General features: G+C 72.9%; 26 protein-coding genes. 12 read left to right on the top strand and 14 right to left on the bottom strand.

Annotation, left to right across the window (positions count from 1 at the left end; genetic code table 11):
* Nucleotides 1-71 precede the first annotated feature (71 nt).
* Entirely contained in the window at nucleotides 72-566 is a 495-nt protein-coding gene (locus tag ACQPXD_RS26050) for a molybdenum cofactor biosysynthesis protein (protein ID WP_432842951.1), read from the top strand.
* A gap of 56 nt (nucleotides 567-622) precedes the next feature.
* Entirely contained in the window at nucleotides 623-1,132 is a 510-nt protein-coding gene (locus tag ACQPXD_RS26045; protein ID WP_432842949.1) for an N-acetyltransferase family protein, read from the top strand.
* A 16-nt stretch (nucleotides 1,133-1,148) separates the two neighbouring features.
* Here the strand turns inward: ACQPXD_RS26045 and ACQPXD_RS26040 are convergent, their stop codons facing one another.
* Nucleotides 1,149-1,616, bottom strand: coding sequence for a hypothetical protein (locus ACQPXD_RS26040; protein ID WP_432842947.1), 468 nt, complete (start codon nucleotides 1,614-1,616; stop codon nucleotides 1,149-1,151).
* A 240-nt stretch (nucleotides 1,617-1,856) separates the two neighbouring features.
* Here ACQPXD_RS26040 and ACQPXD_RS26035 point away from each other — a divergent pair, with 240 nt between their 5' ends.
* Nucleotides 1,857-3,329: a cellulase family glycosylhydrolase gene (locus ACQPXD_RS26035; protein WP_432842945.1), complete on the top strand. Its 1,473-nt coding sequence runs from the start codon at nucleotides 1,857-1,859 to the stop codon at nucleotides 3,327-3,329.
* A gap of 41 nt (nucleotides 3,330-3,370) precedes the next feature.
* Here the strand turns inward: ACQPXD_RS26035 and ACQPXD_RS26030 are convergent, their stop codons facing one another.
* Nucleotides 3,371-4,084, bottom strand: coding sequence for an alpha/beta fold hydrolase (locus tag ACQPXD_RS26030; protein WP_432842943.1), 714 nt, complete (start codon nucleotides 4,082-4,084; stop codon nucleotides 3,371-3,373).
* Nucleotides 4,085-4,452: 368 nt separating this feature from the next.
* The gene (locus ACQPXD_RS26025) at nucleotides 4,453-4,947 is read right to left on the bottom strand and encodes a YcxB family protein (RefSeq protein WP_432842941.1); all 495 of its coding nucleotides are present in this window, start codon (nucleotides 4,945-4,947) and stop codon (nucleotides 4,453-4,455) included.
* A gap of 86 nt (nucleotides 4,948-5,033) precedes the next feature.
* On the opposite strand from ACQPXD_RS26025, the gene ACQPXD_RS26020 reads away from it, so the two are divergent.
* Nucleotides 5,034-5,888, top strand: coding sequence for a hypothetical protein (locus ACQPXD_RS26020; RefSeq protein WP_432842939.1), 855 nt, complete (start codon nucleotides 5,034-5,036; stop codon nucleotides 5,886-5,888).
* A gap of 14 nt (nucleotides 5,889-5,902) precedes the next feature.
* Here ACQPXD_RS26020 and ACQPXD_RS26015 read toward each other — a convergent pair whose 3' ends face one another.
* Nucleotides 5,903-7,474 (bottom strand): CocE/NonD family hydrolase, encoded by a 1,572-nt coding sequence (locus ACQPXD_RS26015; RefSeq protein WP_432842937.1) that lies wholly within the window; start codon nucleotides 7,472-7,474, stop codon nucleotides 5,903-5,905.
* A 127-nt stretch (nucleotides 7,475-7,601) separates the two neighbouring features.
* Here ACQPXD_RS26015 and ACQPXD_RS26010 point away from each other — a divergent pair, with 127 nt between their 5' ends.
* The 6 genes from ACQPXD_RS26010 (at nucleotide 7,602) to ACQPXD_RS25985 (ending at nucleotide 12,675) form a co-directional block, all read left to right on the top strand.
* On the top strand, nucleotides 7,602-8,165 hold the full coding sequence (locus ACQPXD_RS26010; protein ID WP_432842935.1) for a TetR/AcrR family transcriptional regulator: 564 nt from the start codon (nucleotides 7,602-7,604) through the stop codon (nucleotides 8,163-8,165).
* 33 nt (nucleotides 8,166-8,198) lie between these two features.
* A complete protein-coding gene (locus ACQPXD_RS26005; RefSeq protein ID WP_432842933.1) occupies nucleotides 8,199-9,038 on the top strand; it encodes a fumarylacetoacetate hydrolase family protein in 840 nt (279 codons plus the stop codon).
* A 297-nt stretch (nucleotides 9,039-9,335) separates the two neighbouring features.
* Nucleotides 9,336-9,923 carry a TetR/AcrR family transcriptional regulator gene (locus ACQPXD_RS26000; RefSeq protein WP_432842931.1) on the top strand — a complete coding sequence of 196 codons (588 nt, stop codon included), beginning with the start codon at nucleotides 9,336-9,338 and terminating at the stop codon, nucleotides 9,921-9,923.
* A 73-nt stretch (nucleotides 9,924-9,996) separates the two neighbouring features.
* Nucleotides 9,997-11,121 carry a glycosyltransferase gene (locus ACQPXD_RS25995; RefSeq protein ID WP_432842929.1) on the top strand — a complete coding sequence of 375 codons (1,125 nt, stop codon included), beginning with the start codon at nucleotides 9,997-9,999 and terminating at the stop codon, nucleotides 11,119-11,121.
* Between the two features lie 135 nt (nucleotides 11,122-11,256).
* Entirely contained in the window at nucleotides 11,257-11,631 is a 375-nt protein-coding gene (locus ACQPXD_RS25990; protein WP_432842927.1) for a hypothetical protein, read from the top strand.
* Between the two features lie 66 nt (nucleotides 11,632-11,697).
* The gene (locus ACQPXD_RS25985; RefSeq protein ID WP_432842925.1) at nucleotides 11,698-12,675 is read left to right on the top strand and encodes a hypothetical protein; all 978 of its coding nucleotides are present in this window, start codon (nucleotides 11,698-11,700) and stop codon (nucleotides 12,673-12,675) included.
* Between the two features lie 63 nt (nucleotides 12,676-12,738).
* Here ACQPXD_RS25985 and ACQPXD_RS25980 read toward each other — a convergent pair whose 3' ends face one another.
* The 6 genes from ACQPXD_RS25980 to chvE all read right to left on the bottom strand — a co-directional run bounded on the left by ACQPXD_RS25980 (nucleotide 12,739) and on the right by chvE (nucleotide 18,858).
* The gene (locus ACQPXD_RS25980) at nucleotides 12,739-12,894 is read right to left on the bottom strand and encodes a glycosyltransferase (RefSeq protein WP_432842923.1); all 156 of its coding nucleotides are present in this window, start codon (nucleotides 12,892-12,894) and stop codon (nucleotides 12,739-12,741) included.
* Between the two features lie 18 nt (nucleotides 12,895-12,912).
* On the bottom strand, nucleotides 12,913-13,278 hold the full coding sequence (locus tag ACQPXD_RS25975) for a hypothetical protein (RefSeq protein WP_432842921.1): 366 nt from the start codon (nucleotides 13,276-13,278) through the stop codon (nucleotides 12,913-12,915).
* 263 nt (nucleotides 13,279-13,541) lie between these two features.
* Nucleotides 13,542-14,768: an endo-1,4-beta-xylanase gene (locus tag ACQPXD_RS25970; RefSeq protein ID WP_432842919.1), complete on the bottom strand. Its 1,227-nt coding sequence runs from the start codon at nucleotides 14,766-14,768 to the stop codon at nucleotides 13,542-13,544.
* A 101-nt stretch (nucleotides 14,769-14,869) separates the two neighbouring features.
* On the bottom strand, nucleotides 14,870-16,099 hold the full coding sequence (mmsB, locus tag ACQPXD_RS25965; RefSeq protein WP_432842917.1) for a multiple monosaccharide ABC transporter permease: 1,230 nt from the start codon (nucleotides 16,097-16,099) through the stop codon (nucleotides 14,870-14,872).
* Nucleotides 16,096-17,649, bottom strand: a complete 1,554-nt coding sequence (gene mmsA / locus ACQPXD_RS25960; protein WP_432842915.1) for a multiple monosaccharide ABC transporter ATP-binding protein — start codon at nucleotides 17,647-17,649, stop codon at nucleotides 16,096-16,098. The genes mmsB and mmsA overlap by 4 nt, the downstream gene beginning before the upstream one ends.
* Nucleotides 17,650-17,739: 90 nt before the next feature.
* Nucleotides 17,740-18,858 carry a multiple monosaccharide ABC transporter substrate-binding protein gene (chvE, locus tag ACQPXD_RS25955; RefSeq protein WP_432842913.1) on the bottom strand — a complete coding sequence of 373 codons (1,119 nt, stop codon included), beginning with the start codon at nucleotides 18,856-18,858 and terminating at the stop codon, nucleotides 17,740-17,742.
* Nucleotides 18,859-19,020: 162 nt separating this feature from the next.
* Here chvE and ACQPXD_RS25950 point away from each other — a divergent pair, with 162 nt between their 5' ends.
* Together ACQPXD_RS25950 and ACQPXD_RS25945 are read left to right on the top strand one after the other, a co-directional pair.
* Nucleotides 19,021-19,533 carry a MarR family winged helix-turn-helix transcriptional regulator gene (locus tag ACQPXD_RS25950; protein WP_432842911.1) on the top strand — a complete coding sequence of 171 codons (513 nt, stop codon included), beginning with the start codon at nucleotides 19,021-19,023 and terminating at the stop codon, nucleotides 19,531-19,533.
* Nucleotides 19,526-20,455, top strand: a complete 930-nt coding sequence (locus ACQPXD_RS25945; protein WP_432842909.1) for an NADP-dependent oxidoreductase — start codon at nucleotides 19,526-19,528, stop codon at nucleotides 20,453-20,455. Before ACQPXD_RS25950 ends, ACQPXD_RS25945 begins: the two co-directional genes overlap by 8 nt.
* A 112-nt stretch (nucleotides 20,456-20,567) precedes the next feature.
* Here the strand turns inward: ACQPXD_RS25945 and ACQPXD_RS25940 are convergent, their stop codons facing one another.
* The 4 genes from ACQPXD_RS25940 to ACQPXD_RS25925 all read right to left on the bottom strand — a co-directional run bounded on the left by ACQPXD_RS25940 (nucleotide 20,568) and on the right by ACQPXD_RS25925 (nucleotide 23,654).
* A complete protein-coding gene (locus tag ACQPXD_RS25940) occupies nucleotides 20,568-21,962 on the bottom strand; it encodes a pyridoxal phosphate-dependent decarboxylase family protein (RefSeq protein WP_432842907.1) in 1,395 nt (464 codons plus the stop codon).
* A 68-nt stretch (nucleotides 21,963-22,030) separates the two neighbouring features.
* On the bottom strand, nucleotides 22,031-23,002 hold the full coding sequence (locus ACQPXD_RS25935; RefSeq protein ID WP_432842905.1) for an NAD(P)-dependent alcohol dehydrogenase: 972 nt from the start codon (nucleotides 23,000-23,002) through the stop codon (nucleotides 22,031-22,033).
* Nucleotides 22,999-23,172 carry a helix-turn-helix transcriptional regulator gene (locus ACQPXD_RS25930; protein WP_432843950.1) on the bottom strand — a complete coding sequence of 58 codons (174 nt, stop codon included), beginning with the start codon at nucleotides 23,170-23,172 and terminating at the stop codon, nucleotides 22,999-23,001. Before ACQPXD_RS25930 ends, ACQPXD_RS25935 begins: the two co-directional genes overlap by 4 nt.
* Before the next feature lie 53 nt (nucleotides 23,173-23,225).
* On the bottom strand, nucleotides 23,226-23,654 hold the full coding sequence (locus ACQPXD_RS25925) for a hypothetical protein (protein ID WP_432842903.1): 429 nt from the start codon (nucleotides 23,652-23,654) through the stop codon (nucleotides 23,226-23,228).
* Between the last annotated feature and the right edge of the window lie 649 nt (nucleotides 23,655-24,303).

Here is a 24,303-nt window from a genome sequence, read left to right as displayed (position 1 = left end):
TCCGGGTTTGTACCGCATCCGCGTGGCGCCACGGCGACCGGGGTATGGCGCGGCGGTGTTGCAATTGGCGGGTGAGTCAGGAGTCACGCATCGTGCAGCTGCTCGCCTCGCCGGCGCACCGCTTCGAGGGCCGGCCGCAGGACGGCCCGGCTCCCGCCCCGCCGGGAGAGCTGGTCGACCGGGTGGAGATCCGGGCCGGCCTCGGGATCGTCTGGGATCGGTACTTCGGCCACCCGGCCCACCGCGACGCGGCGATCACCGTGATCGCCCAGGAGTCCCTGCCGCCCGGCGCCGGGCTGGCCGAGGTGCGGCGCAACGTGCTGGTGTCCGGCATCGCGGTGGATGAGCTGCTCGGCGCGGTGCTGACCCTGGACTCCGGCGACGGGCCAGTGCGCCTGCGGGTCCGGCGCCGGGCCAACCCGTGCGCCTGGATGGACGTGACGATCGGCCCGGGCGCGTGGCGGGCGCTGCGCGGCCACGGCGGCGTCCGGTGCGTCCCGCTGGACGACGGGGTGCTGCGTGTGGGCCCGGTCACGTTCACGGTCTCGATTCCAGACTCAGGCTAGTGCCGGGCACGGTCTGGGTCTAGTGTCTGGACTCAGGCCGTCCCCAGGGGGTAGCGATGCTGATCAGACCGTGGCAGGAAGACGATCGGCGCCTGGTCGCCGCCGCCCAGCGGCACCTGTCCTGCCGCAGCCTCGACCGGCGCTTCCTCGTCGGCTGCGGCGGCCGCCTGCCGGGCGCCTACCTGGCGCACATCGCCGCCGGCGCCCGCCCCGAGTGGGACGCCCAGGTCGCCGTCGACGGCGGGCAGCTGTGCGGCTGGGCCGAGTACGGCCGCCGGCCCGCCGACGGCCCCGACGCCGACCTGGCGGTGCTCGTCGCCGACCCGTGGCAGCGCACCGGCCTCGCCTCGGCGCTCGTCCGGGCCCTGGCGCACCGCATGATCGCGGCCGGCGTGCGGACCATCCACGCCGACGTGGCCGGGTCCAACGCGGCCGCACACGGCCTGGTGCGCTCCCTCGCCGGCTCCGGCGCACGGCCGTTCTTCGCCGACGGCCTGCTGCATTTCACGTTTGATCTGGCGGCGGTACCGCCGGAGCCGGCCCCGCTCGCCGCCGCCGTCCCGTAGGGCTGCGCGGCGCCGGTCAGACGGCGCCGAAGGCGGGCCAGTCGACCATCCGGGCGTCGAAGTTGCCGCCGTCCTTGAGCACGCCCGCCACGCCGTCGCGCAGGGGCGGCCCCATCTCCCGCAGCTGCGCGGCCACCAGCGGCTCGAACATCGCCGGCTGCAGGCACCACCACCAGGCCACCAGGTCCTCCGGGCCGAACCGCGCCGGGTCGCCGACCAGCTCCCGCCACTCGTCGCGCAGCATCGGGTACTCCCTCGGCAGCCGCTCCAGCACGCCGAACCAGTTGCCCCAGCTGACCACCATGAACAGCCGCAGCCGGTCGCGGGCCCAGCGGCGCGCTCCGGCGTTCCCGGCCGCGCCGGCATCGTCCAGCACGCCCGCGAGGTAGTCCTCGACCACCCGCGCGGCGGCGTCGACATCCGGCCGGCCGCGGCGCAGGATCGCGGCGCGCAGCGCGGCGAGTTCGAGATCGGGATCGGCCACGTTGTCATTGTGGGGCGCGGCGGCCCGGCACAACATCGGCGTTCAGCCGCCGCGTTCCGGCTTCCTCGAAGCCGCTCGAACCTGTACATTTCATCGCCACCGCGCGGAAATCCCCTGGTCAGCTCCGGCCCTGCGGGCGCGGGGCGAGCGTGTGGTTGAGCCACCCGCCACCGGCACGTGAGGATCCCCTGCCGGACGGGCCCGCCGCCCGCGCCGCTCCCGCAACCGGAGGAACCCCCTATGAGCCTGCTCCAACGCCTGCCCCGCGGCCGCACCCTCGGGGTGGCCGGGGCCGTCGGCGCCCTCGTGGCCGGCGGCCTGATCCTCGCGCCGACGGTCAACGCGTCCGCCGCCGCCGGCTGCCGCGTCACGTACACCACCAACCAGTGGCCCGGCGGCTTCACCGCCAACATCGCGATCACCAACCTCGGCGACCCGGTGAGCGCCTGGACGCTCGGCTTCGCGTTCCCCGACGCCGGCCAGAAGGTCGGCCAGGGCTGGTCGGCCACGTTCACCCAGAGCGGCACGAACGTCACCGCGAAGAACATGGACTACAACGGCGCGCTGGCCACCGGCGCCTCGACGAGCATCGGCTTCAACGGCACCTGGACCACCGCCAACCCGAACCCGGCCGCGTTCACGCTCAACGGCGTGGCCTGCACCGGCTCGGTGAGCACCCCGTCGCCGACCACCGCCTCGCCATCGCCATCGCCGTCGCGCTCCGCCTCCCCGTCACCGTCGGCCTCCCCCTCGCCGTCGCCGTCCACGCCGCCCCCGCCCGGCGGCACGCCGCTGAGCACCAACGGCCAGCTGCACGTCTGCGGCGTCAACCTGTGCAGCCAGAGCAACCGGGCGATCCAGCTGCGCGGCATGAGCACCCACGGCATCCAGTGGTTCGCCTCCTGCGTCAACGGCGCGTCGCTGGACGCCCTGGCGGGCGACTGGAAGGCCGACGTGCTGCGGATCGCGATGTACGTGCAGGAGCAGGGCTACGAGACCAACCCGGCCGCGTTCACCGCCCAGGTCAACAGCTACGTCGACCTGGCCGAGGCGCGCGGGATGTACGCGATCATCGACTTCCACATCCTCACGCCCGGCGACCCCAACTACAACCTCGACCGGGCCAGGACGTTCTTCGCCGCCGTCGCGGCCCGCAACGCGGCCAAGCGGAACGTCATCTACGAGATCGCCAACGAGCCCAACGGCGTGAGCTGGCAGTCCATCAAGAGCTACGCCGAGCAGGTCATCCCGGTCATCCGCGCGGCCGACCCGGACGGGATCGTCATCGTCGGCACCCGCGGCTGGTCGTCGCTGGGCGTCTCGGACGGCTCGAGCGAGACCGAGATCGCGAACAACCCGGTCAACGCCACGAACATCATGTACGCCTTCCACTTCTACGCCGCGTCCCACAAGGACAACTACCGCACGGTGGTGGCCCGAGCCGCCCGCACCCTGCCGCTGTTCGTGACCGAGTTCGGCACGGTGAGCGCCACCGGCGGCGGCGCGACCGACCTGGCCAGCACCACCGCCTGGCTCGACCTGCTCGACCAGAACAAGATCAGCTACGCGAACTGGACCTACTCCGACGCCAACGAGAGCAGCGCCGCCTTCAAGCCCGGCACCTGCTCCGCCGGCTCATACACCAACCCGGCCCAGCTGACCGAGTCCGGCACGTACGTGCGCAACCGCATCCGCACCGCGGACAGCTTCTAGCGTTTCCGGCGCCGCGGCGGGGCCACTCCCCCGCCGCGGCGTCAACCGCCTTCCACCTGGTCGCGCAGCGCCTTCGCCACGTCGTCCGGGTGCGTGAGGATGGCCTCGTGCGACCCCGGCACGAGCACCGGCTCCACGCCGACCCGCGCGGCGAGCTCGGCGCCCGGCGCGGCGAGCGCCCGATCGCGCTCGGCCAGCAGATAGGCGATCGGCACACCCGGGCCGTCCAGGTCGACGACGTCGAGGGCGTCGAGCATGTAGCCGCCCGGCTGCGGCACCAGCAGGTCGTGGACGAGCCGCTGCAGCGGCTCCGGCTCGTCCGGCATGAGCGACTCGCGGAACGCGGCGAAGTCCACCGCGATGGTGTGATCGGGCGACGCCTCGATCGCCGCGCGCACGTAGGCGCCGACCTCCGGGCCCATCGCCTCGGCCATCGACTCGCCGGCCCGCGGGACGAACGCGCTGACGAACGCGATCGCCCGCAGGCGCGGGGCCAGCCGCCGCGCCGCCCCGGCGATCGGGATGCCGCCCCAGCTGTGGCCGACCAGCACGACGTCGCTGAGGTCGCGGCGCTCCACCTCGCCGACCAGGTGCGCCACGGCATCGGCCAGGCGCAGCCCGCGCGGGTCGTCGCCGGCGGACAGGCCGGGCATGGTCAGCGCGACCGCCCGGTGACCGGCGCCGGCCACCCGCCGCGCGACCGGATGCCACGACCAGCCACCGTGCCAGGCCCCCGGTACGAACACATAGTCCACTGATCGATCCTCCGCTTGGTGGAGTCAACTCAATTCACCAGAGTTGACTCTGACGAATAGGCGCCACCATAGCACCGCCCCTCAGGCTGGACGACCGGGCGGCCAGCGGCGGCGGCGATCCCACCCGCCGGGCACAGCACGGCGCAGCGACCGGAAGTCTCCGCGATCATGCGCAACTGGCACCGACACCAACGGTTTTTCATGATCACGGAGCGGTGATGTACCCCCGTGTACCGAAAGTCTCCGCGATCATGGCAAACCCGCGGTGCGGCCACCACGCACAGCATGATCACGGAGACTTACGTCCGCCCCACCCCGCCCCGCACCGCCGTGGGCGGCGCCGACCGCGAATGGGAGGGCGGTCCGGGTCAGGCGCCGAGCAGGCCGCGGTCGGTCATGAAGGCGGCCAGGGTGTCGGCGTCCTCGGCGGACATGAAGCGGCGGGGGATCACCGTGGCCGGGATCCGCCCGACGTAGACGACCCAGAAGTCGCGGGTGTCCACCACCCGGGAGACGCCGTCCCAGGCGATGCCGCCCTCCTCCGAGCCGCTGCGCATCATGATGTTGTCGTCGGTGATGTCGTAGTCGCCCTCGACGGCGTAGCGGTCGGAGCGGCGCCGGGCGTTGAACCGCACCCACGGTGAGTACAGCATCGACAGCGCGCCGCCCAGGAGCAGCGCGATGTACAGCGGCGACAGCCGCTCGCCCCAGCCGGCGACCCGCGCGGCGGCGAGGCCGAGAATGCCGGCGGCCGCCAGCACCGCGCCGATGTAGCCGTAGCGGCGCAGCCGGACGCCGCTGAGCACGGCGGCCACCTGGCCCGGATAGGCGGGGTCGGCGGGCACGTCGAATCGGATGTGCACGCCGACACGATACCTCGGCGGGGCGTTCGAAGATCGCTCACCGGAATGCCTAGATATGTACATCTATCTATGGCATGTTCCGCGGTATGCGATCCTCAATCCTGCGCCGCGGCGTCGTCGTCGCCACCCTGCTCGCCGCGACGCTCGCGCTCGCCGCGCCCGCGTACGCGGCGACCGGCTGGGTCACCGTCGGGTCCGACCGGGCCCGGCCGCTCGACGAGAGCCAGGGCCTGACCGTGATCCGCCGGGGCGGCACCGTCGAGTACCGCTACACCGGCGTCGGCACCATCCCGGCCGACGTGGCGGCCCGCGGCTACGACCACGTCGGCGACCCCGACTCCGCCTCCGGCTGGTACGTCGAGCCCTACCAGCGCGGCGACCAGAACGGCAAGATGTTCCGCGCCCAGTCGCCGAGCGGCGCCTGGACCGAATACGCCCACCCGCTGGCGTCCGGCGAGGCGTACAACAACTCCTGGGACGCGATCACCCCCAACGGCACCTGGATGCTGGCCGGCGAGTGGGGCACGATGGACCGACTGCTGGGCTTCGCCACCCCGGGGCTCAACCCGGCCGCCGTCCCCGGCGCCACCCTGCCCCTCGCCTTCACCGTGCGCCTCGATCACCCGGTGCGCGACGTGCAGGGCTGCGATTTCTCTTCCGCGACGGTACTGCTCTGCTCCTCCGACGACCCGGACGGTACCCTCTTCGGCACCACCAAACCGCTGCTGCAGGTCGACCTGTCCCGCGCGCCCGACGGCGCCGACGTGACCGGCCACGTGACCGCCCTGCGCCAGCTCCCGCTCTCCAGCGGCTGCTCCGGGGAGTTCGAGGTGGAGGGCATCGACTACCAGGAGACCGACGGCACGCTGCGGGTCATCGTGATGTCCCCGAGCATCTGCGTGCTCTTCGACAGCAAGACCTGGCGGTTCAAGCAGGGCTGAGCCCGCGACGGCGCTCACCGGACCGGCACGTCCACATAGGACCCGCCGGCGATGGTGACCGACCCGCCCGCGGCGTTGGCGTCGTAGTACAACGGATCGACGGTGTCCACGACCAGGGTCAGGGAATGTCCCGGGGGTACATCGTAGGCCGTTGCCGACAGCGCGACGTCGACACCGCGGGCGCCGGGCGCGGTGCCGAGCCAGCCGACCGGGGCGTGCGTGATGAGCGCGGCGTTGCCGAGCGCGTCGAGGTCGTACAGGTAAGCGATGACGGTGCCCTGCGCGGCCGTGCCGGTCAGCTCGAGGTGCACCCGCGGGATGCCGCGGATGCGCAGCGCCGTGGCCGGGCGCTCGGCCGCCCACACGCCCGCCCGCAGCCGGTCCACGGCCGGCAGCCAGACCTGCGGCGGCACGCCGGTGAACGCGGCCGCGCCGTTGGTCAGCAGCACGACCCCGCCGTCGGCGATGGTGTCCAGGCCGGTCGGGATCGTCTTGGTCCAGCCGCCGCCCGGCGCGCCGCCGAGCAGGCCGGTGCCGTCGAGCCAGCGGATCTGGCCCAGGCCGTAGCGGCGGGTGGACGTGTTCAGCGCGGCCCAGCTCGGGTACTGCTCGCCGGCCGCGTTCCACGGCTTGACCACCACCGGCGGTTCGGCGCCGATGCCCGTGCCGGTCCCGGCGAGGTACTCGTCGAACCAGCGGTACAAACTGGTCCACGCGTCGTTGGGCAGTCCCAGCAGGCCGGTGAGCTCCGCGATGGCGTGGTCGCCGGGGCGCAGCTCGAGCCGCTTGGGCGTGCTGAGCCGGCCGAAGAGGTCCACCAGCTGGTCGGGCGGGAAGAACGAGTCGCCCCAGGCGTTGGCGATGAGCACCGCCGGCCGGTTGGCGTTGAGCGCGTCGACGTAGGTGGCCGCCGAGCGGGCCCGCGCCCAGGCCTTGACGGCGTCGACGTTGCGGTTGGCGGCGAAGTCGGCGAGCTTGCCCGACAGGTCGGGGCCGGGGTGGCCGACCAGCTGCGCGGCCAGCCCGAGCAGGTCCGCGGACTGCCGATGGCGGGTGTTGTCGCCGTAGAGGCTGTACACCAGGTCGGACCAGCCGCTCATCATGACCACGGCCCGGATACGCGGGTCGTTGGCGGCGCCGAGCAGGCTGATCCCGGCGCCGTAGGAGATCCCGGCCGCGCCGATGCGGGCCGGGTCGGCGGCGGTGTTGGCGATGGTCCAGTCGATGACCTTCGACAGGTCCGCCATGTCCAGCGGGCCGGCCGTGTCGATCTCGCCGCCGGAGGACCACCAGCCGCGCGGGGTGTAGGACACGACCACGTATCCCTTCGCGGCCAGGGTGCCGGCCTGGGCGAGGTACTCCAGGTCGTTAAGCCCCCAGCTGGACGGGAACACGATGGCGGGGTGGCTGCCGGCCGCCGCCGGCGCGACGACGTTGGCCTTCAAGGTGACGCCGGCGCCTGGGATGTCGACGGAGCGCACCCCGGTCGTGGCTGGGGCGGCGGCCGCCGCGGGGGCCGCACCGCCGCCGGCGGCGACGAGCGCGGTGGCCGCGAGGGCGAGCAGGGTGGAACGGATCCGGGACATACGCACTCCTCCTGGCGGGGTGGCTGCGCTGTGGTGGCGGCAGCGTAGGAGGCGGTACCGAGAAAGAGAAGTTCGTGACATTATCATTACCGGTCGGTAACATGTGTCGCTTGGGGAGGCGGTGGCCGTGCTCTACGGGGTCCCGACACCCAGGCGGCGCGACGCCCAGCGCAACCGCTCGGCGATCGTGCAAGCCGCGGGCGAGCTGCTGCTGAGCCGCGCGGCGGTCCTCATGCCCGAGATCGCCCGGCGCGCCGGGGTCGGGCAGGCGACGCTGTACCGCCACTTCCCCGACCGCCACGCCCTGGTCGCCGCCGTCGTCGCCGACCGGCTCGAGCGCCTGGAGGCCTTCGTCGCGGCCGGCGCCGGCCGCCCGTCGGGCTTCCGCGACCTGCTCGGCGAGGTGCTGCGCACCCAGCTGGCGCTGCGCCCGCTGGTCCGGCCGGCCGGCGGCCTGGAGCGCGAGGCGCGCCGCCGCGCGGTGGCGGCCCTGGCGCCGCCGCTGCGCCGGGCCCAGGCCGGCGGCGAGGCCCGGGCCGACCTGGCCGCGGAGGACCTCGCCCTGCTGTTCGCGATGCTGGCCGGCGCGGCGGACGCCGCCGAGCCCGCCGGCGGCCTGACCGCCGCGGCCGCCGAGCGCTCGATCGCCCTCCTGCTCGACGGCGTCTGCCCCGAGCCGCGATTGGCTTGACCACTTGGCCTCTGCGTCGCTAGGTTGCGGTGCATGAGACTCGCGCGGCTCGGCCCGTCAGGATCCGAACGACCCGTGGTGGTCGGCGACGACGGCGCGCTGTTCGACCTGTCCGGGGTGACCGCCGACATCGACGGGGCGTTTCTCGGCTCCGGCGGCGTCGAGCGCGTCCGCGCGGCGCTCGGCACGCTGCCGCGCCTCGACGCGCCGGCCGGCGCGCGGTTCGGCCCGCCGATCACGACCCCCGGGAAGATCGTGTGCATCGGGCTCAACTACGCGCGGCACGCGGCCGAGACGGGCGCCGCGCCGCCGGCCGAGCCGGTGGTCTTCATGAAGGCGCCGGACACCGTCGTCGGCCCCGACGACGACGTGCTGATCCCGCGGGCGAGCACCAAGACCGACTACGAGGCCGAGCTCGCGGTCGTCATCGGCACGACCGCGCGCTACCTCGACGCGCCGGCGGACGCGGCGGCGCACATCGCGGGGTACGCCGTCAGCAACGACGTCTCCGAGCGCGAGTTCCAGCTGGAGCGCGGCGGCCAGTGGGACAAGGGCAAGAACTGCGAGACCTTCAACCCGCTCGGCCCCTACCTGGTCACCCCGGACGCGGTCGACGTGCCGTCCCTGCGACTGCGCACCTGGGTCAACGGCGAGCCGCGCCAGGACGAGCTCGCCGGCGACATGATCTTCGGCGTGCCGCACCTCATCTGGTACCTCAGCCAGTTCATGGTCCTGTACCCGGGCGATGTGGTGAACACCGGCACCCCGGCCGGCGTGGCCATGGGCCGGCCCGGCCAGCCCTACCTGCGCCCCGGCGACGTGGTCGAGCTGGAGATCGACGGCCTCGGCCACCAGCGCCAGCGGCTGCGCTGAGCCCGCCGGTCACAGCGGGGCGCCGCGCAGTGCGGCGACGGCCCGGACCGTCGCGTAGCCGCGCCGCCGAGCGCCAGGTGCGGCCGGCGCCGCTCGAGGACGCGCGCGTGGGTGGCCACGAACGAGATCGCGGCGTCGAGATCCAGGTCCATGAGGGCATGCTGCCGCGTCCCGCGGCCGTCTGTCCGGCCCGCGTTCCTGGCCGCCTGACCGGCGGCAGCCTGGTCCCGGCGGCTCCGATCTGGCATCCTGGAAAATCGGAGTGGCGTTCCGCATAGCGACGGAGGCGGCGGCGTGGTGAGCGGCACCGACGGCGGACCGGCGACGCCGGCCCCGCGCAAGCGGGCCGACGCCCGGCGCAACGAGCAGACGCTGCTGGACGCGGCGGCCGCGGCGTTCATCGCGTCCGGCGTCGATGCGCCGGTGCGCGACATCGCCGCCAAGGCCGGCGTCGGTGTCGGCACGATCTACCGCCACTTCCCGACCCGGGCGGACCTCATCGTCGCCGTGTACCGGCACCAGGTCGAGGCCTGCGCCGAGGCCGGCCCGGCGCTGCTGGCCGGCGCCACCACGCCGCACGCCGCGCTGGCGACCTGGATCGACATGTTCGTCGACTTCCTGGTCACCAAGCACGGCCTCGCCGCGGCGCTGCGGTCCGACGAGGCCGGCTTCGCGACGCTGCACGCCTACTTCCTCGACCGCCTCGTGCCGGTGTGCGACGAGCTGCTCAGGGCCGCCGCCGCGGCCGGCGAGATCCGGCCCGACCTGGACGGCTACCAGCTGCTGCGCGCCGTCGGCAACCTCTGCATCGGCGCGGACAGCGGCCCGGGCTACGACCCGCGCCGCATGGTCGCACTGCTCATCGCCGGCTTGCGCCGGCGCTGACTCGCCGCGGCACCGTCCGCGTGGTGGTCCTCCCGATTGGACGGTCACCGGGCGGCACCGGATAATCGGCGCCGTGCGTGTGTTCTTCACCGCGGTCCCGATCTATGGCCATCTCCTGCCGCTGATCCCGTTGGCGGAGGCGGCGGCCGCCGCCGGCGACGAGGTCGTCGTCGCCGTGCCGGCGTCGATGACCCATCTGGTCGGTTCGGTCCCGGTGCACCCGACCGGCCCGGAGGCCGACGACCTGCTGGCGGAGAACGACCGGCGCACCGGCGGCGCCGACCTCGCCGACCTGCGCGACATCTTCCCGATCGCCTCGTTCTTCGCGGGCGCCCGGGTCGACCTGGCCTTCGACGAGACGCTGGCCCGGGCGCGCGAGTTCGGCGCCGAGGTCATCGTCGCCGACGAGTACGACGCCGTCGGCCCGATGGTGGCCGCCACGCTGGGCGTGCCGCTGGTCCAGCACGCCGTGGGGCTGCCGGTGTCGCCGCCGCCGCTGGTGCCGGCGATGGCGGAGCTGCTCGCGCCCCGCTACGCCGAGCGCGGCCTGGCCCGGCCCGCGCGGGCGGCCCTGATCGACCCGTGGCCGCCGGCGTTGCACTGCCCGCAGTGGGAGCCGTCGGCCGAGCGGCTGCCGATCCGGCCCCGGGCGTACACCGGGCCCGCCCCCGACGGCGCGCCGCCGCTGCCCCCGCCCGGCGCGCGCTCCCGGGTGCTGGTCACCCTGGGGACCGTCCTGCTCGACGCCGGGATGCTCGACGCGGTCGTCGACGTGGTGGCCGCACTGGACCATGTGGACGTCGTGGCCACGGTCGCGCCGGGCGCGGCGCACCCCCTCGCCGACGGCCGGGACAACGTGCACTTCGTCGGCTTCGTGCCGATGGCTCAGTTGCTCGCCGCCGACGTGTCCGTCGTCGTGGCCGCCGGCGGCGCCGGGACGGTGCTGGCCGCCATGAGCCACGGCATCCCGATGGTGCTGTGGCCCAAGGGCGCCGAGAAGCCGATGAACGCCAACCGGGTCGCCGCGGCCGGGGCCGGCATCGTCGTGGACGAGCCGGCCCACTCGGCGCCGGCGGTGCGCGCGCTGCTCGACGACGCGTCCTACCGCGGCGGCGCCGAGCGGGTCGCCGAGCAGATCCGCCGGGCGCCCGCCCCGGCCGAGGTGTGGTCCGCCCTGCGCGACCGGCTCCGCTCCTGACCGCCGTCCACAGTGGATCGCCCGGTCAGCGGGGCAGCGGCCGGTCCAGGGCGAGCGAGGCCGGCGGCGGCACCGTCGTGGGCCGGGGCTTTCCATGTAGCGTGGTACGTTCGCCGCGACGGGATCCGGGAAACGATGGAGGTCTTCGTGGGCTCTGCCGGGCCGCTGCCCAAGGCGGCGATCGATCGCTTCAACGGGTGGGTGATGTCGCTGCGCTCGTCGCCCCGCTTCGGGCCGATGGTGCGCCGGCACCTGACGGTGGTGACCTACACCGGGCGCCGCTCGGGACGGACGTTCAGTACCCCCGTCGCCTACAAGCGCGCCGGCGACACCGTCACGATCGGCGTCCAGGCGGCCAACGCGAAGGCGTGGTGGCGCAACTTCCTCGGCGAGGGCGGCCCAATCACCCTGCACCTCGATGGCGCCGACCGCACCGGGCACGCGCTCGCCCGCCGCGACGAGCGGGGCCGGGTGAGCGTCACCGTCCGCCTGGACCAGCCGCCGGGTTAGCCGGCCCGGATCGGCGCCGAGCCGGAGGGGCAGCGGCGCCGCAGCGGCGCCGGTACGCTCCCGGCCATGCCTCCCCGCCCCCTCTGCCGGCTCGCGCTCGGTCCCGCGCTCGCGGTGCTGCTGCTCGCCGGGTGCGCCACGGCCGCCCCGACCGCGGCGCCGGCGACCGGCGCGGCGGCGCCGGGCACGCGCCTGCTGGAGGCGCTCGCCCACGTCGCGGACACCGACGCCACCCGGTCGGCGTTCGAGTTCTCCGACGTCGCCGCCCTCGGGGCCCTCGGCGGCGGGGGCTGGGCCGGCATCCGGTATGCCGGCGCGCGGCGCATCTCCCCGAAGCTGCCGCTGGAGGCCGGGCTGCGCATCGACGCCGCCGGCTACGCGATCTCGGCGGGCCGCGAGCCGCGGCACGTGATCGTGTTCGCCGGCGGCCAGGACGACGCCACGGTCGCGGCGGGGCTGCGGCGGCTGGGCTGGAAGCCCGACGGCGACCGATTCCTGGCGCCGCCGATGCCCATGACCCCGGCGCCGCCGAACGACGGCGGGCTGGTGCCCGGGGGTCAGGCCCGGTCGAGCGGCGGCGACCTCCTCGTCGGCGGCCAGACCGCCGACCTCGCCGACGCCGTGCCGGCGGGCCGCCCGACGCTCGCCGTGCGGCCCGTGATCGCCGCGCTGGCCGCCTGCCTCGGCGACGTCGTGGCGGCGCGGGCCCGGTTCGCGGGCCCCGGCTACCTGGCGGTGGCCGCGACCGGGGTCCGCCGCCCGGACACGGCCGGCGCGAAGCCACGGGCGGTCCTGTGCGCCGCGACGGGCTCGGGCGCCGATGCCGCGGCCACCGCCGAGACGCTGCGGCAGGGGTTCGCGACCGGCCGCGCGCCGACGGGCAGCGTGCCGTTCACGACGCTGTACCCGGACGCGACGGTGACCGTGCTCGACGGCCCCGAGCACGTCGTGCGCGCGGAGACCACCGAGGAGGCCCCCGACACGATGCTCTCCGAGTTCGGGGGCTACGGGCTCCCCGGCGAGGTGGGCCAGGGCGAGGTGTGACCGCCGCCGGTCGGTGTCCGGCCGCATCCGCGCCCGGATCGGCGCCCGCGGGTCGCCCGACAGCTACCGCCACTCCAGCCCGATCGCGCGGACCATGTCCGCGAACTCGTCGTGCGTGGCGCTGGCCACCCGGCAGCCCGCGCTCTGCAGGCGCTGCCCGAGGCCGAGGTAGGGGGCCGCGTCACCGCGCGACCCCGCACCGGCGATCAGGACCCGCATCCCACCGAACGGAGTGCCTCAGCCGCAGTTGTCCGTGAACTGGTACCACGTGTAGCCGCTGCTGCCCGGCGTGAAGATCGGGCCGACATGGTACGTGTTGGGCGTGCTGCCGTTGCAGATGTAGGTCAGCGACCCGTTGCCGGACGCGACGAACGCCCACGGATAGCCGGGCACGCCGTTGTAGCGCTCCAGCACCAGGTAGGCGGTGCTCGATCCGGGGCACGCGTTGGTCGCGGTGACCTGGATCGCTGAGCTGCTGATCGAATACGAGTAGGAGAAGCCGTAACAGGAGGCGGCGGCGGGGCTCGCCATGGCGGCCGGGGCGGGGGCTACCGCGGCCGTGGCGGCGGCGACGGCAGCCATGGCGATGGCTTTCAGCTTCATGAGTCCACCATTCGTACGGTCGGCGAAATCGCCGTCGTCGATACGTTGCGGTGATCGTAGCTTTCACGACATGCGCTTGCAACAAGTCGACGAATACCCCGCAATTGTCCGAAAAGACGGCTGCGCCGGGTTGCGAATCAGCCGGTCAGCCCGGCGTCGTGGGCGGGCAGGGCGATCTGGAGCCGGTCCCGGCGAACTGAGGCGGGACGACGGGGCGGGCGCCGGTCAGACGCCCGCCCCATACCCCATCCCGGAAGAAAGCGTCAGCGGCGGGGCTTCTGCGGCACGCGCGGCTGGACCAGCGGCGGCCCGGCCGCGGCCAGGTCGCCCTGGACCGTGCGCAGGGACTTCTTCGGGTGGTAGGCGGCGTCCCACAGGCAGCCGGAGCCCTCGGGCGGGTTCTTGAACCAGTTGGGGATCCACGAGTACTTGTCGGTGAAGCCCCACACCGTGAAGGACAGGCAGTGCGCGTTGAGCAGGCACGCCTGCAGCAGCACGTGGTAGTTGTAGGCCGAGGCCTGATCGCGCGCGTTGAGGTCGGCGCCGGCCGCGTCCTTCGCCGGGTCGGCGGCGTCCTTGGTGAGGCTGCGGGCGTCGACCTCGGTGAGCGCGACGGCCACGCCCAGGTCGGTGAAGCGCCGCAGCGCGTCGGCCACGGCGAGCACGTCGTAGTTGCCGTACTGCGTGCTCAGGTGGCCCTGGCTGCCCACGCCGTCGATCGGCACGCCCTGCGCGCGCAGGCGCTTGACCAGGTCGTAGACGAACTGCGTCTTGTCCCCCGGGCCGCCGTCGCCGAACGCCTCGATGTTGTAGTCGTTGTAGAACAGCAGCGCCTTCGGGTCCGCGGCGCGGGCCCAGCGGAACGCGTCGGCGACGTAGCCGGGCCCGAGCAGGTCGGCGAACTTCTGCTTGAGGGAGCCGGTGTTGCCGCCGAGGTGGATGGCCGGCGGCGTCTCCCAGGGGTCGCTGACCGCCTCGTTGACCACGTCCCACTGCCAGATCTTGCCGCGGAAGTGGGCCACCACGTCGGTGATGTGCTTGTGCAGCAGGGCGCGCAGCTGCGGGCCGTCGATCGAGCCGTCCTGGATGCCGGTGGTGAGCCAGCCGGGCAGCTGGCTGTACCAGGTCAGCACGTGGCCGCGGACCAGCTGGTGGTTGCGGGCGGCGTTCTCGACGAACGTGTCGGCGGCGGTCCAGTCGTAGGTGCCGCGGGTCGGCTCGAGGCTCTCCCACTTCATCACGTTCTCCGGGGTGACCGTGGAGAACTGGCTGTCGACCATCGACGTGTACTGCGGGTCACTCGCGCCGGCGTAGGCGGCGGCGTCGACGGCGGTGCCGAAGTACAGGCCGTTGCGGGCGGCGAGCCCGCGCAGGCTCTGGTCCTGCGTGGCCGGCGGGCGGGGACCGCCGGCGGAGGCGGACACGGCGCCGAGCGTGGCGGCGACCACGGCCGCCAATACGCCGGCCGTGGCCATTCTGCGTAATGTCATGAGCGCTTCTCCTGAATGTTTCGAAACAACGGAGGATTCGCCGTGACATCGACGCTATTCCGCACGTAGAACCACGTCAATAATTTGCCGTTATCGAAACATTACTGGGACGAGTTCGACAAGCGCTTGCTCACGATGTCGAAGGCCACTGCGGCAATCAGCACGAGGCCCTTGATGGCCTGCTGCCAGGCCGCGTCGGCGCCGAGAATGGACAGGCCCATGTTGAGCACGCCCATGATGAGCGCGCCGATCACGGCCCCGGTGATCTTGCCGATGCCGCCGGTCACCGCGGTACCGCCGATGAACGCCGCGGCGATCGCGTCCAATTCGTAGTTGGTGCCCGCGCCCGCCACACCGGCGCCCGCGCGGGAGGTGGTGACGACCGCGGCGATACCGGCGAGGATGCCCATGTTGACGAAGATGAGGAACGTTACACGGCGGGTCTTCACGCCCGACAGCTTCGCCGCGGCGAGATTGCCGCCCATCGCATAGATGTGCCGGCCGAAAACCGTGTTTCCCATGATGTACGTGTACAGCACGACGAGCGCGCCGACGATGATGAGGACATTGGGGGTACCGTCGGTGCTCTCCGCGAGCAGATAGGTGATGAAGGCGGTCAGCGCGACGAACACCACGAGCTTGGCGTAGAACGCCGCGGAGGGCTCCAGCCGCAGGTCGTAGCGGATCAGCTCGCGCCGGGAGCGCACCTGCGACAGGACCAGCCCGCCGATCGCGATCACGCCGACCAGCAGCGTCATGCCGTCGAGGTTGCCCACGAAGCCCAGCGCGTTGGGCAGCGACTTGGCGGCGATGGCGCCGAAGCCCTTGTCCTGCACCGGCACGGTCTGGCTGACCGCGAGCACCGCCAGGCCGCGGAAGAGCAGCATGCCGCCGAGCGTGACGATGAAGGCGGGGATCCCGACGTACGCGATCCAGAAGCCCTGCCAGCAGCCCACGACGATGCCCATGCCGACCGACGCGAGCACCGCCACCGGCCAGGGCCAGTGCCACTCGGTGATCATGAGGGCGCAGTAGCCGCCGATGAACGCCACGATCGAGCCGACGGACAGGTCGATGTGCTGGGCGACGATGACCATGACCATGCCGATGGCGAGGATCAGCACGTAGGCGTTCTGCTGGACCAGCGAGGCGACGTTGTCCGGGTAGAGCAGCCGGCCGTCGGTGAGGATCTGGAACGTGACGACGATCGCGAGCAGGATCGTCAGCATGCCGTACTGCCACAGGTTCTGCCCGAGGTAGCCGCGCAGCGACGAGGTGTCGGTCGGCTTCGGGTCCTGCTGGACCGCGTCGAGGGTGCTGGGCGCGCTCACCGCGAGACTCCGCTCTTGTCCATGGTCATGTACCGCATCAGGCCCTCCTGGGTCGCCTCGGCGCGGGGCACCTCGCCGGTGATCCGCCCCTGGCTCATCGCGTAGATCCGGTCGCAGATCCCCAGCAGCTCCGGCAGCTCGGAGGAGATGACGACGACCGCCTTGCCGGCGTCGGCCAGCGTATTGATGATCTCGTAGATTTCGTACTTCGCGCCGACGTCGATCCCGCGCGTCGGCTCGTCGAGGATGAGCACCTCGGGCTCGGTGAACAGCCACTTGCTCAGCACGACCTTCTGCTGGTTGCCGCCGGAGAGCTTGCCGGCGAGCACGGCGACGCTGTCCGCCTTCACCCGCATCTCCTTGCGCAGCCGCTCGGCCTTGGCCACCTCCTCGCCCGCGTTGACCACCCCGAGGCGGGCCACCGCGCTGAGCTTCGCGGCGGTGATGTTGCGCTTGATGTCCTCGATGAGGTTCAGGCCGTACCGTTTGCGATCCTCGGTGGCGTAGGCGATGCCGTGCGCGATCGCGTCGTCGACGCTGCGCACCCGCGCCTCCTTGCCGTGCAGGAACAGCCGGCCGCTGATGCCGGTGCCGTAGCTGTGGCCGAAGACGCTCATCGCGAGCTCGGTGCGCCCGGCGCCCATCAGCCCGGAGATGCCCACGATCTCCCCGGCCCGGACGCTGAGGTTCGCGCCGTCGACCACGACCCGGCCGCGGTCGATCGGGTGGTGCACGGTCCAGTCCTCGATCCGCAGCACCTCGTCGCCGATGTGCGGGGTGTGGTCGGGGAACCGGTGGGCCAGGTCGCGGCCGACCATCGCGCGGATGATCTGGTCCTCGGTGACCGGCGTGGGCCCGTGCATGTCGAACGTGGCGACCGTGCGGCCGTCGCGGATGACGGTGGTCGTGTCGGCGATCGCCGCGATCTCGTTGAGCTTGTGCGAGATGATGATCGAGGTGATCCCCTGGCCCTTGAGCTGGCGGATCAGGTCGAGCAGGTGCGCGGAGTCGGCGTCGTTGAGCGCCGCGGTCGGCTCGTCGAGAATGAGCAGCCGGACCCGCTTGGACAGCGCCTTGGCGATCTCGACCAGCTGCTGCTTGCCGACGCCGATGTCGAGGATCTTGGTGTCCGGCGCCTCGCGCAGCCCGACCCGCGCCAGCAGCTCCGCCGCGCGCTTGTTGGTCTGCGGCCAGTTGACGATGCCGCGGGTGGCCCGCTCGTTGCCCAGGAAGATGTTCTCGGCGATCGACAGGTACGGGCTGAGCGCCAGCTCCTGATGGATGATCACGATGCCGCGCTGCTCGGAGTCGCGGATGGAGCGGAAGTGGCACGGCTCGCCGTCGAGCACGATCTCGCCGTCGTAGCTGCTGTGCGGGTACACCCCGGAAAGGATCTTCATCAGCGTCGACTTTCCGGCGCCGTTCTCACCGCAGATCGCGTGCACCTCGCCGGTCGCCACGCTCATGGTGACGTCCTGCAGCGCCCGCACGCCGGGGAACGACTTGGTGATGCCGATCATCTGCAGGATCGGGGTGGTCGGGGATGACATGGGGGTTCCTCGATTCGTGGCGACTCGCGACGAGGGGCCGGGCCCGCGCCGTGGCGGCGCGGACCCGGCCCTCCGGGCGCGGCTGGGCAGTTACAGGCCCAGGTCCGAGGCCTTGTAGAAGCCGGAGTCGACCAGCTTCGACTTGACGTCGTCCTTGGTCACCACGACGGGCGGGAGCAGGTACGACGGGACGACCTTCACCCCGTTGTTGTACGTCTTGGTGTCGTTGGTCTCAACCGTGCTGCCCTTGGAGATCGAGTCGACCATCTTGGCGACCTGGTCACCGAGGGTGCGGGTGTCCTTCCAGACCGTCATCGACTGCTTGCCGGCCAGGATGTTCTTGGTGTTGGCCAGGTCGGCGTCCTGCCCGGTGATGATCGGCCAGTCCCCGCCCGGCTTGTAGCCGTGCGAGTCCAGCGACTGCTCGATGCCCAGCGCCAGCGAGTCGTTCGGCGAGAGCACGACGTCGACCTTCTTGCCGCCGGTGTAGAAGGAGTTGAGCCGGTTGTCCATCTCGGACTGGGCCGTCTCCGTCTTCCAGCCGTTGATCGAGACCGTCTTCCAGTCGTCGTTGCTGGCCAGCTTCTTGCCCGACGGGATCACCAGCTTGCCGCTGTCGACGTACTGCTTGAGCACGTCCCAGGCGCCGGCGAAGAAGAACTTGGCGTTGTTGTCGTCGGACGAACCGGCGAAGGGCTCCAGGTTGAACGGGCCCTTGCCCGTGTCGAGGCCCAGCTTGGACACGATGAACTGGCCCTGCAACTGGCCGACCTTGTAGTTGTCGAAGGTCGCGTAGTAGTCGACGTTGGGCGTGGAGTTGATCAGCCGGTCGTAGGCGATGACCTTGACCTTCTTGTCCGCCGCCGTCTGCAGCACCGGGGCGAGCGCGGTGCCGTCGATCGAGGCGATGACCAGGATCTTCGCCTTGTCGTTGATCATGTTCTGGATCTGGGTGATCTGCTGGTCGACCTTGTTGTCGGCATACTGCAGCGAGGTCTTGTAGCCGGCCTTCTTCAGCAGGTCCTCGAGGTGCGAGCCGTCGTTGTTCCAGCGCTCCAGGCTGCGGGTCGGCATGGCGATGCCGACCAGGGCGGGCCCACTGTCGGCCGAGTCGCCGCCGGTCTCGGTGCGGGTCTTGCTGCACGCGGACGTGGTGGCCAGCAGGGCGGCCAGTGCGGTGGCGGCCAGGAGCCTGAGTGTCTTGGACATCCTCGACGCCTCCTTTCGTATCGGGATGGGGTGCGTCGCGCAGGGGTTTGTTATGGGCGCGAACATACCTGTCCCGAGCCGGGAGCGGGCGTAACAGATCGGTAACACCATCGGCTACAGTGTTGCCTTAGCGCTAATGTAATTAGTGCTAATGTACTTCGGGTGAGCGTGGATCTGCGGCAGCTCTTCGACGACCTGGTGCGCTTCGAGACCGACCTGTGGAACGGCGTGGACGCCCGGCTGCGGCAGGCCGGCGCGGTGTCGCTGGGCAGCCTGGAGGTGCTGCGGGTGGTGGGGCGCACCCCGGCCTGCCGGGTCAACGACATCGCCGACGCGCTGTCGATCACCATCGGCGGCGCCAGCCAGGCGGTGGACCGGCTGGCGGCGCGCGAGCTGTGCGCGCGCCGGCCCAACCCCGGCGACCGCCGTTCGTCCATTGTGGAGCTGACCCCGGCCGGCGCCGAGGCGCTCGCCACCGCCCAGGCGGTGTTCGACGCGGATCTGCTGGTGTGGTTCGGGCCGGCCGCACCGGGTAGCGCCCTGAGAAACCTCGCCCGCACCCTGTCCACCCTGCGCACGGCCGGCGTCGCCCGCCGCCGCGCGCCGGGCCAATCCAAACCAGATGCCAAGTCCACACCAGAGGCCCAGTCCAAGCCTGGAGGCGACCATGCCTGAGACCGCCCGCGCCGTGCGGTTCGACCAATTCGGCGGAACAGACGTCTACTACCTGGCCGACATCCCGATGCCCTCCCCCGGACCGGGCGAGGTCGTGGTCGCCGTGCGCGCCGCGGGCATCAACCCCGGCGAGAGCGGCATCCGCCGCGGCGCCCTGGAGCGGATGTACAAGACCACGTTCCCGTGCGGCGAGGGCAGCGACCTGGCCGGCGTGGTCACCGCCGCCGGCCCGGACGTGACCGGGTTCGCCCCCGGCGACGAGGTGCTCGGCTTCTCCTGGACCCGCTCCAGCCACGCCACCCACACCGCGGTCCCGGTCACCCAGCTCATCCGCAAGCCGGCCGAGCTGTCCTGGGAGGAGGCCGGCGCGCTCTACGTCGTGGGCTGCACCGCCTACGCCGCCGTCCGCGCGATCGCGCCGAAGCCGGGCGAGACGGTCGCCGTGTCGGCCGCGGCCGGCGGCGTCGGCACGGTCACCGTGCAACTGCTGCACCACCTCGGCGTGCGCGTCCTGGGCATCGCGTCGGACGCCAACGCCGACTGGCTCGCCGCGCACGGCGCCACCCAGATCCCTTATGGCGACGGCCTCGCCGACCGGTTGCGCGCCGCCGCCCCCGACGGCATCGACGCCTTCATCGACCTGTTCGGCCCGGAGTACGTCGACCTGGCCCTCGCCCTGGACATACCGAAGGACCGCATCGAGACCATCATCGCCTTCGAGGCCGCCGCCCGCCTGGGCGTGAAGGCCGAGGGCAGCGGCGACGCGTCCACAGTGGACGTCCTGGAGCACATGGCCGGCCTGGCCGCCGCGGGCACCATCGAGATCCCGATCGCCGCCACCTACCCCCTCGACCGCGTCGCCGACGCCTTCGACGTCCTCGACCACCGCCACACCCGCGGCAAGATAGTCTTGCTGCCGTAATGCCGTAGTCAGCCCGCGGCGGCGACCTTTCCGCGACGACCCGGCCGCCGCCAACCCGCCGCCGCGACCGCGCGGCGGACGGTTGCGACCTTTTGCGACGACCGGGCCGTCGTCAACCCGTGGCGGCGACGGCGCGGCGGACGGCGGCCAGCGACGCGGCCACGTCGGTCTCGTCGGTGGACCAGTTGCTGACCGAGACGCGCAGCACGGCCCGGTCGCGCCAGCGGGAGCCGGACATCCAGGCCGTGCCGTCGGCCAGCAGGGCGCGGGTCACCGCCTCCGTGCGGGCGTCGTCGCCGAACGCGGCGCACACCTGCGTGAACACCACGTCGTTGAGGACCTCGGCGCCGTCCAGCGCGGCGATGCCCTCGGCCAGCGTGCGGGCGTGGCCGGTCAGGCGGGTCACCAGGTCGGCCACGCCGCTGCGGCCGAGGGAGCGCAGCGCGGCCCAGACCGGCACGCCGCGGGCCCGGCGGGACAGCTCCGGCACCTTCTCCAGCGGGTCCGCCGGGCCGCCGGGTCCGGCCGGCTCGATGAGGTAGCTCGCGCGCACGCCCATCGCGGCGCGCAGGGCGGCCGGGTCGGCGACGATGACGATCCCGCAGTCGTACGGCACGTTCAGCGTCTTGTGCGCGTCCGTCGCCCACGAGTCGGCGCGCTCGAAGCCGGCCAGCAGGTGCCGCAGCCCGGGCGCGGCCGCGGCCCACAGCCCGAACGCCCCGTCGACGTGCACCCAGGCGCCGTGGCGGTGGGCGAGGTCGGTCGCCTCGCCGATCGGGTCGAACGCTCCACTGTGGACGTTCCCGGCCTGCAGGCAGACGATGGTGGGCGCGTCGCCGCCGTCGTCCAGCGCGGCGGCCAGCGCGTCGAGCCGGATCCGGCCCTGCGCGTCGGCGGCGACCGGGGTCGGGGCGCCCAGCCCGAGGTACCGCAGCCCGAGATCGAGCGTGTCGTGACGCTCCTCGCCGACGAGGACCCGGACGCGCGGCGCTCCGCAGAGCCCGTCGCGGTCGAGGTCCCAGCCGCGGCGGGCGAGCACCTGGCGGCGGGCGGCGGCCAGCCCGGTGAAGTTGGCCATCGTGGCGCCGGTGGCGAAGCCGACGTCGGCGCCGGCGGGCAGGCCGAGCAGGTCGAGCACCCAGGCGCCGGCCGCCTCCTCCAGCGCCGCCACCGCCGGGGTCGGGAACCGCATCGCGGCGTTCTGGTCCCAGGCGCTCACCAGCCAGTCGGCGCCGAGCGCGGCGGGCAGGGTACCGCCGATGACCCAGCCGTAGAACCGCCCGGACGGCATCGCCATCAGCCCGGGCTCGGCGGCGCGGGCCAGCAGGCCGACCACCTCGGCCGGGTCGTCCGGCCCGTCCGGTAACTCCCCGCCGACCGCGGCGGCGAGCTCGTCCGCGCCGGTCCGGGGCGGGACCGCGCGGTCGGCCAGGGTCGCCAGCCAGGCCCGCGCGTGCGCGCTCGCCGTGTCCAGCGCTTCGGCGTAGGCATCCTTGTGTGCGCTCATGCCGACACCGTAGGCCCGCCGGCCCGGGGCTTCACGCGCTTTCACGGTGACGCGTTCCCGGCCGCGGGCTACACCGTGACGACGATCTTCCCGGCGGGGTGGCCCTGGGCGAGGTGCCGCATGGCGTCGGGCGCGGCGGCGAGAGGGTACGCACGGTCGATGACCGGGGCGAGCGAGCCCGCCTCGATGAGGGCGGTCAGCTCGTCCAGGTCCTCGTGCCGCTCCCGCCCGGTCACGCCGCACACCCGCTGGCTGCCCAACAGCGACAGCAGCGGCGCGGCCATCTGGCGCTGGAAGCCGCCGAGCAGCCAGCCGGTCGCGTGGCCGCCGCCCACGAGGGCGATCGTGCCGCGGGGCGCGGTCGCCCGGCGCAGCAACGGCACGGAGCGGTTGCCCGCGGTGTCGATGATGACGTCGTACCGCATGCCGTCGTGGTCGATCTCGTGCTCGGTGTAGTCGATGACGTGCTCGGCGCCGAGGGAACGCACCAGCTCGAGCTTCGAGGTGCTGCACACGCCGGTCACGCTCGCCCCGCGCGCCGTGGCCAGCTGCACGACGAACGACCCGACGCCACCGCCCGCGCCGGTGACCAGCACCCGTTGCCCGGCCCGCACGTGCGCGTCGCGGATGCTCTGCAGCGCCGTCACCGCGGAGATCGGGATCGCCGCCGCCTGCTCGAACGTGAGGCTGACCGGCTTGACCGCCAGGCGGTGCTGGCGGGCCGTGGCGAACTGGGCGAACGAGCCGCTGTGGCAGGTGCCGTAGACCTCGTCGCCGGGCCGCAGCCGGCTCACCCCGGCGCCGACCTCCACCACCGTGCCGGCCACGGCCCGCCCGAGCCCCGCCGCCCGCGGCCGGCGCAGCCCCACCGCCAGCCGCACGGCCATCGGCCGCCCGGTCATGAAGATCCACACGCCCGGGTCCACGCCGGCCGCGCGCACCTCGACGAGCACCTCGTCGTCGCCGATCGGGGGCTTGTCGACCTCGCGCAGGCGGAGCACGTCGGCCGGCCCGTACACGTCGTGGACGATCGCTTTCATGACTGCTCCTCGGGGGAGTCGGGATACTGGAACACGTCGTCGAGGGGTACGCCGAACACGCGGGCGATCCGGAAGGCCATCTCCAGGGACGGCGAGTAGCGCCCCTGTTCGATGGCGATGAGGGTCTGCCGGGTCACGCCGATGCGCTCGGCGAGGTCGGCCTGGGTCATCTCACCGTGCGCGAAGCGCAGCGCGCGGATGTTGTTGGTGACTTGGGTGGGCTTCACAGCAGCGGGAAGCTTCGCCGGTAGACGATGACCTTCGTGATGCCGCCGAGGATCGCCGACAGCACGAAGCAGAGGTAGATGACGTTGGCGATCCAGAACCGGTCCCAGCCGGCCATCGCCATGAGCATCGCGGCGACCGCCCCGATGATGACGAACGACTGGCCGACGTAGTCGCCGAGCCGCCCGATCTCGCGGTCCCGCTCGTCCTTGACCCGGGACGCCCCCGGCTGGACGATCGCCACGCCGATCTCCGCCACGATCGCCGCGACGATGGCCCCGCCGACCGTCCACAGCAGGACGCCCGCATACGGCACGCCGACCAGCGCCCGCCCATCGATGCGGTTCGCGATGACGGCCACGTATGCGCAGTAGCCGAGCACGGCGACCACCAGCCTGATCCACGCGCGTTTCTCTTCGTGCGTCATGACGAACCTTCCGGATGTCAGCAATCTTTGACATCCCGAAGGTAGCAAATCTTTGACCTCATGTCTAGAAATCTTTACACCGCCACGCGCCCCACCGTGACCCAACGCGGCCAACCCGGCACGCCACAGCTCTGCGTTTGCGCGGCGGCGCGGCGCGGCCCAGCGCGGCGCGGCGCGGCCCAGCGCGGCGCGGCGCGGCCCAGCGCGGCGCGGCGCGGCCCAGCGCGGCGCGGCGCGGCCCAGCGCGGCGCGGCGCGGCCCAGCGCGGCGCGGCGCGGCCCAGCGCGGCGCGGCGCGGCCCAGCGCGGCGCGGCGCGGCGCGGCCCAGCGCGGCGCGGCGCGGCCCAGCGCGGCGCGGCGCGGCCCAGCGCGGCGCGGCGCGGCCCAGCGCGGCGCGGCGCGGCGCGGCGCGGCGCGGTTCGGTCAGTCCGGCGGCGCGGTCTACGCGGTGGCGAGCGCTTGATCGTGGTGGTTGCTGAGCGGCGGGCGCTGCACGCCGCGGAGCACAGCGCGGCGACCGGAAGTCTCCGCGATCATGCCGAACCCGCTGCCGACACCAACGGTTTTTCGTGATCACGGAGTGTCGATGTACCCCTGTGTACCGAAAGTCTCCGGGATCATGGCAAACCCGCGGTGCGGCCAGCGCGGG

This window comes from Dactylosporangium sp. CA-092794, assembly GCF_050948465.1.
Taxonomy (GTDB): domain Bacteria; phylum Actinomycetota; class Actinomycetes; order Mycobacteriales; family Micromonosporaceae; genus Dactylosporangium.
Note: the sequence above shows the minus strand (reverse complement) of the source record. Positions and strands in the feature narration are given on the sequence as shown.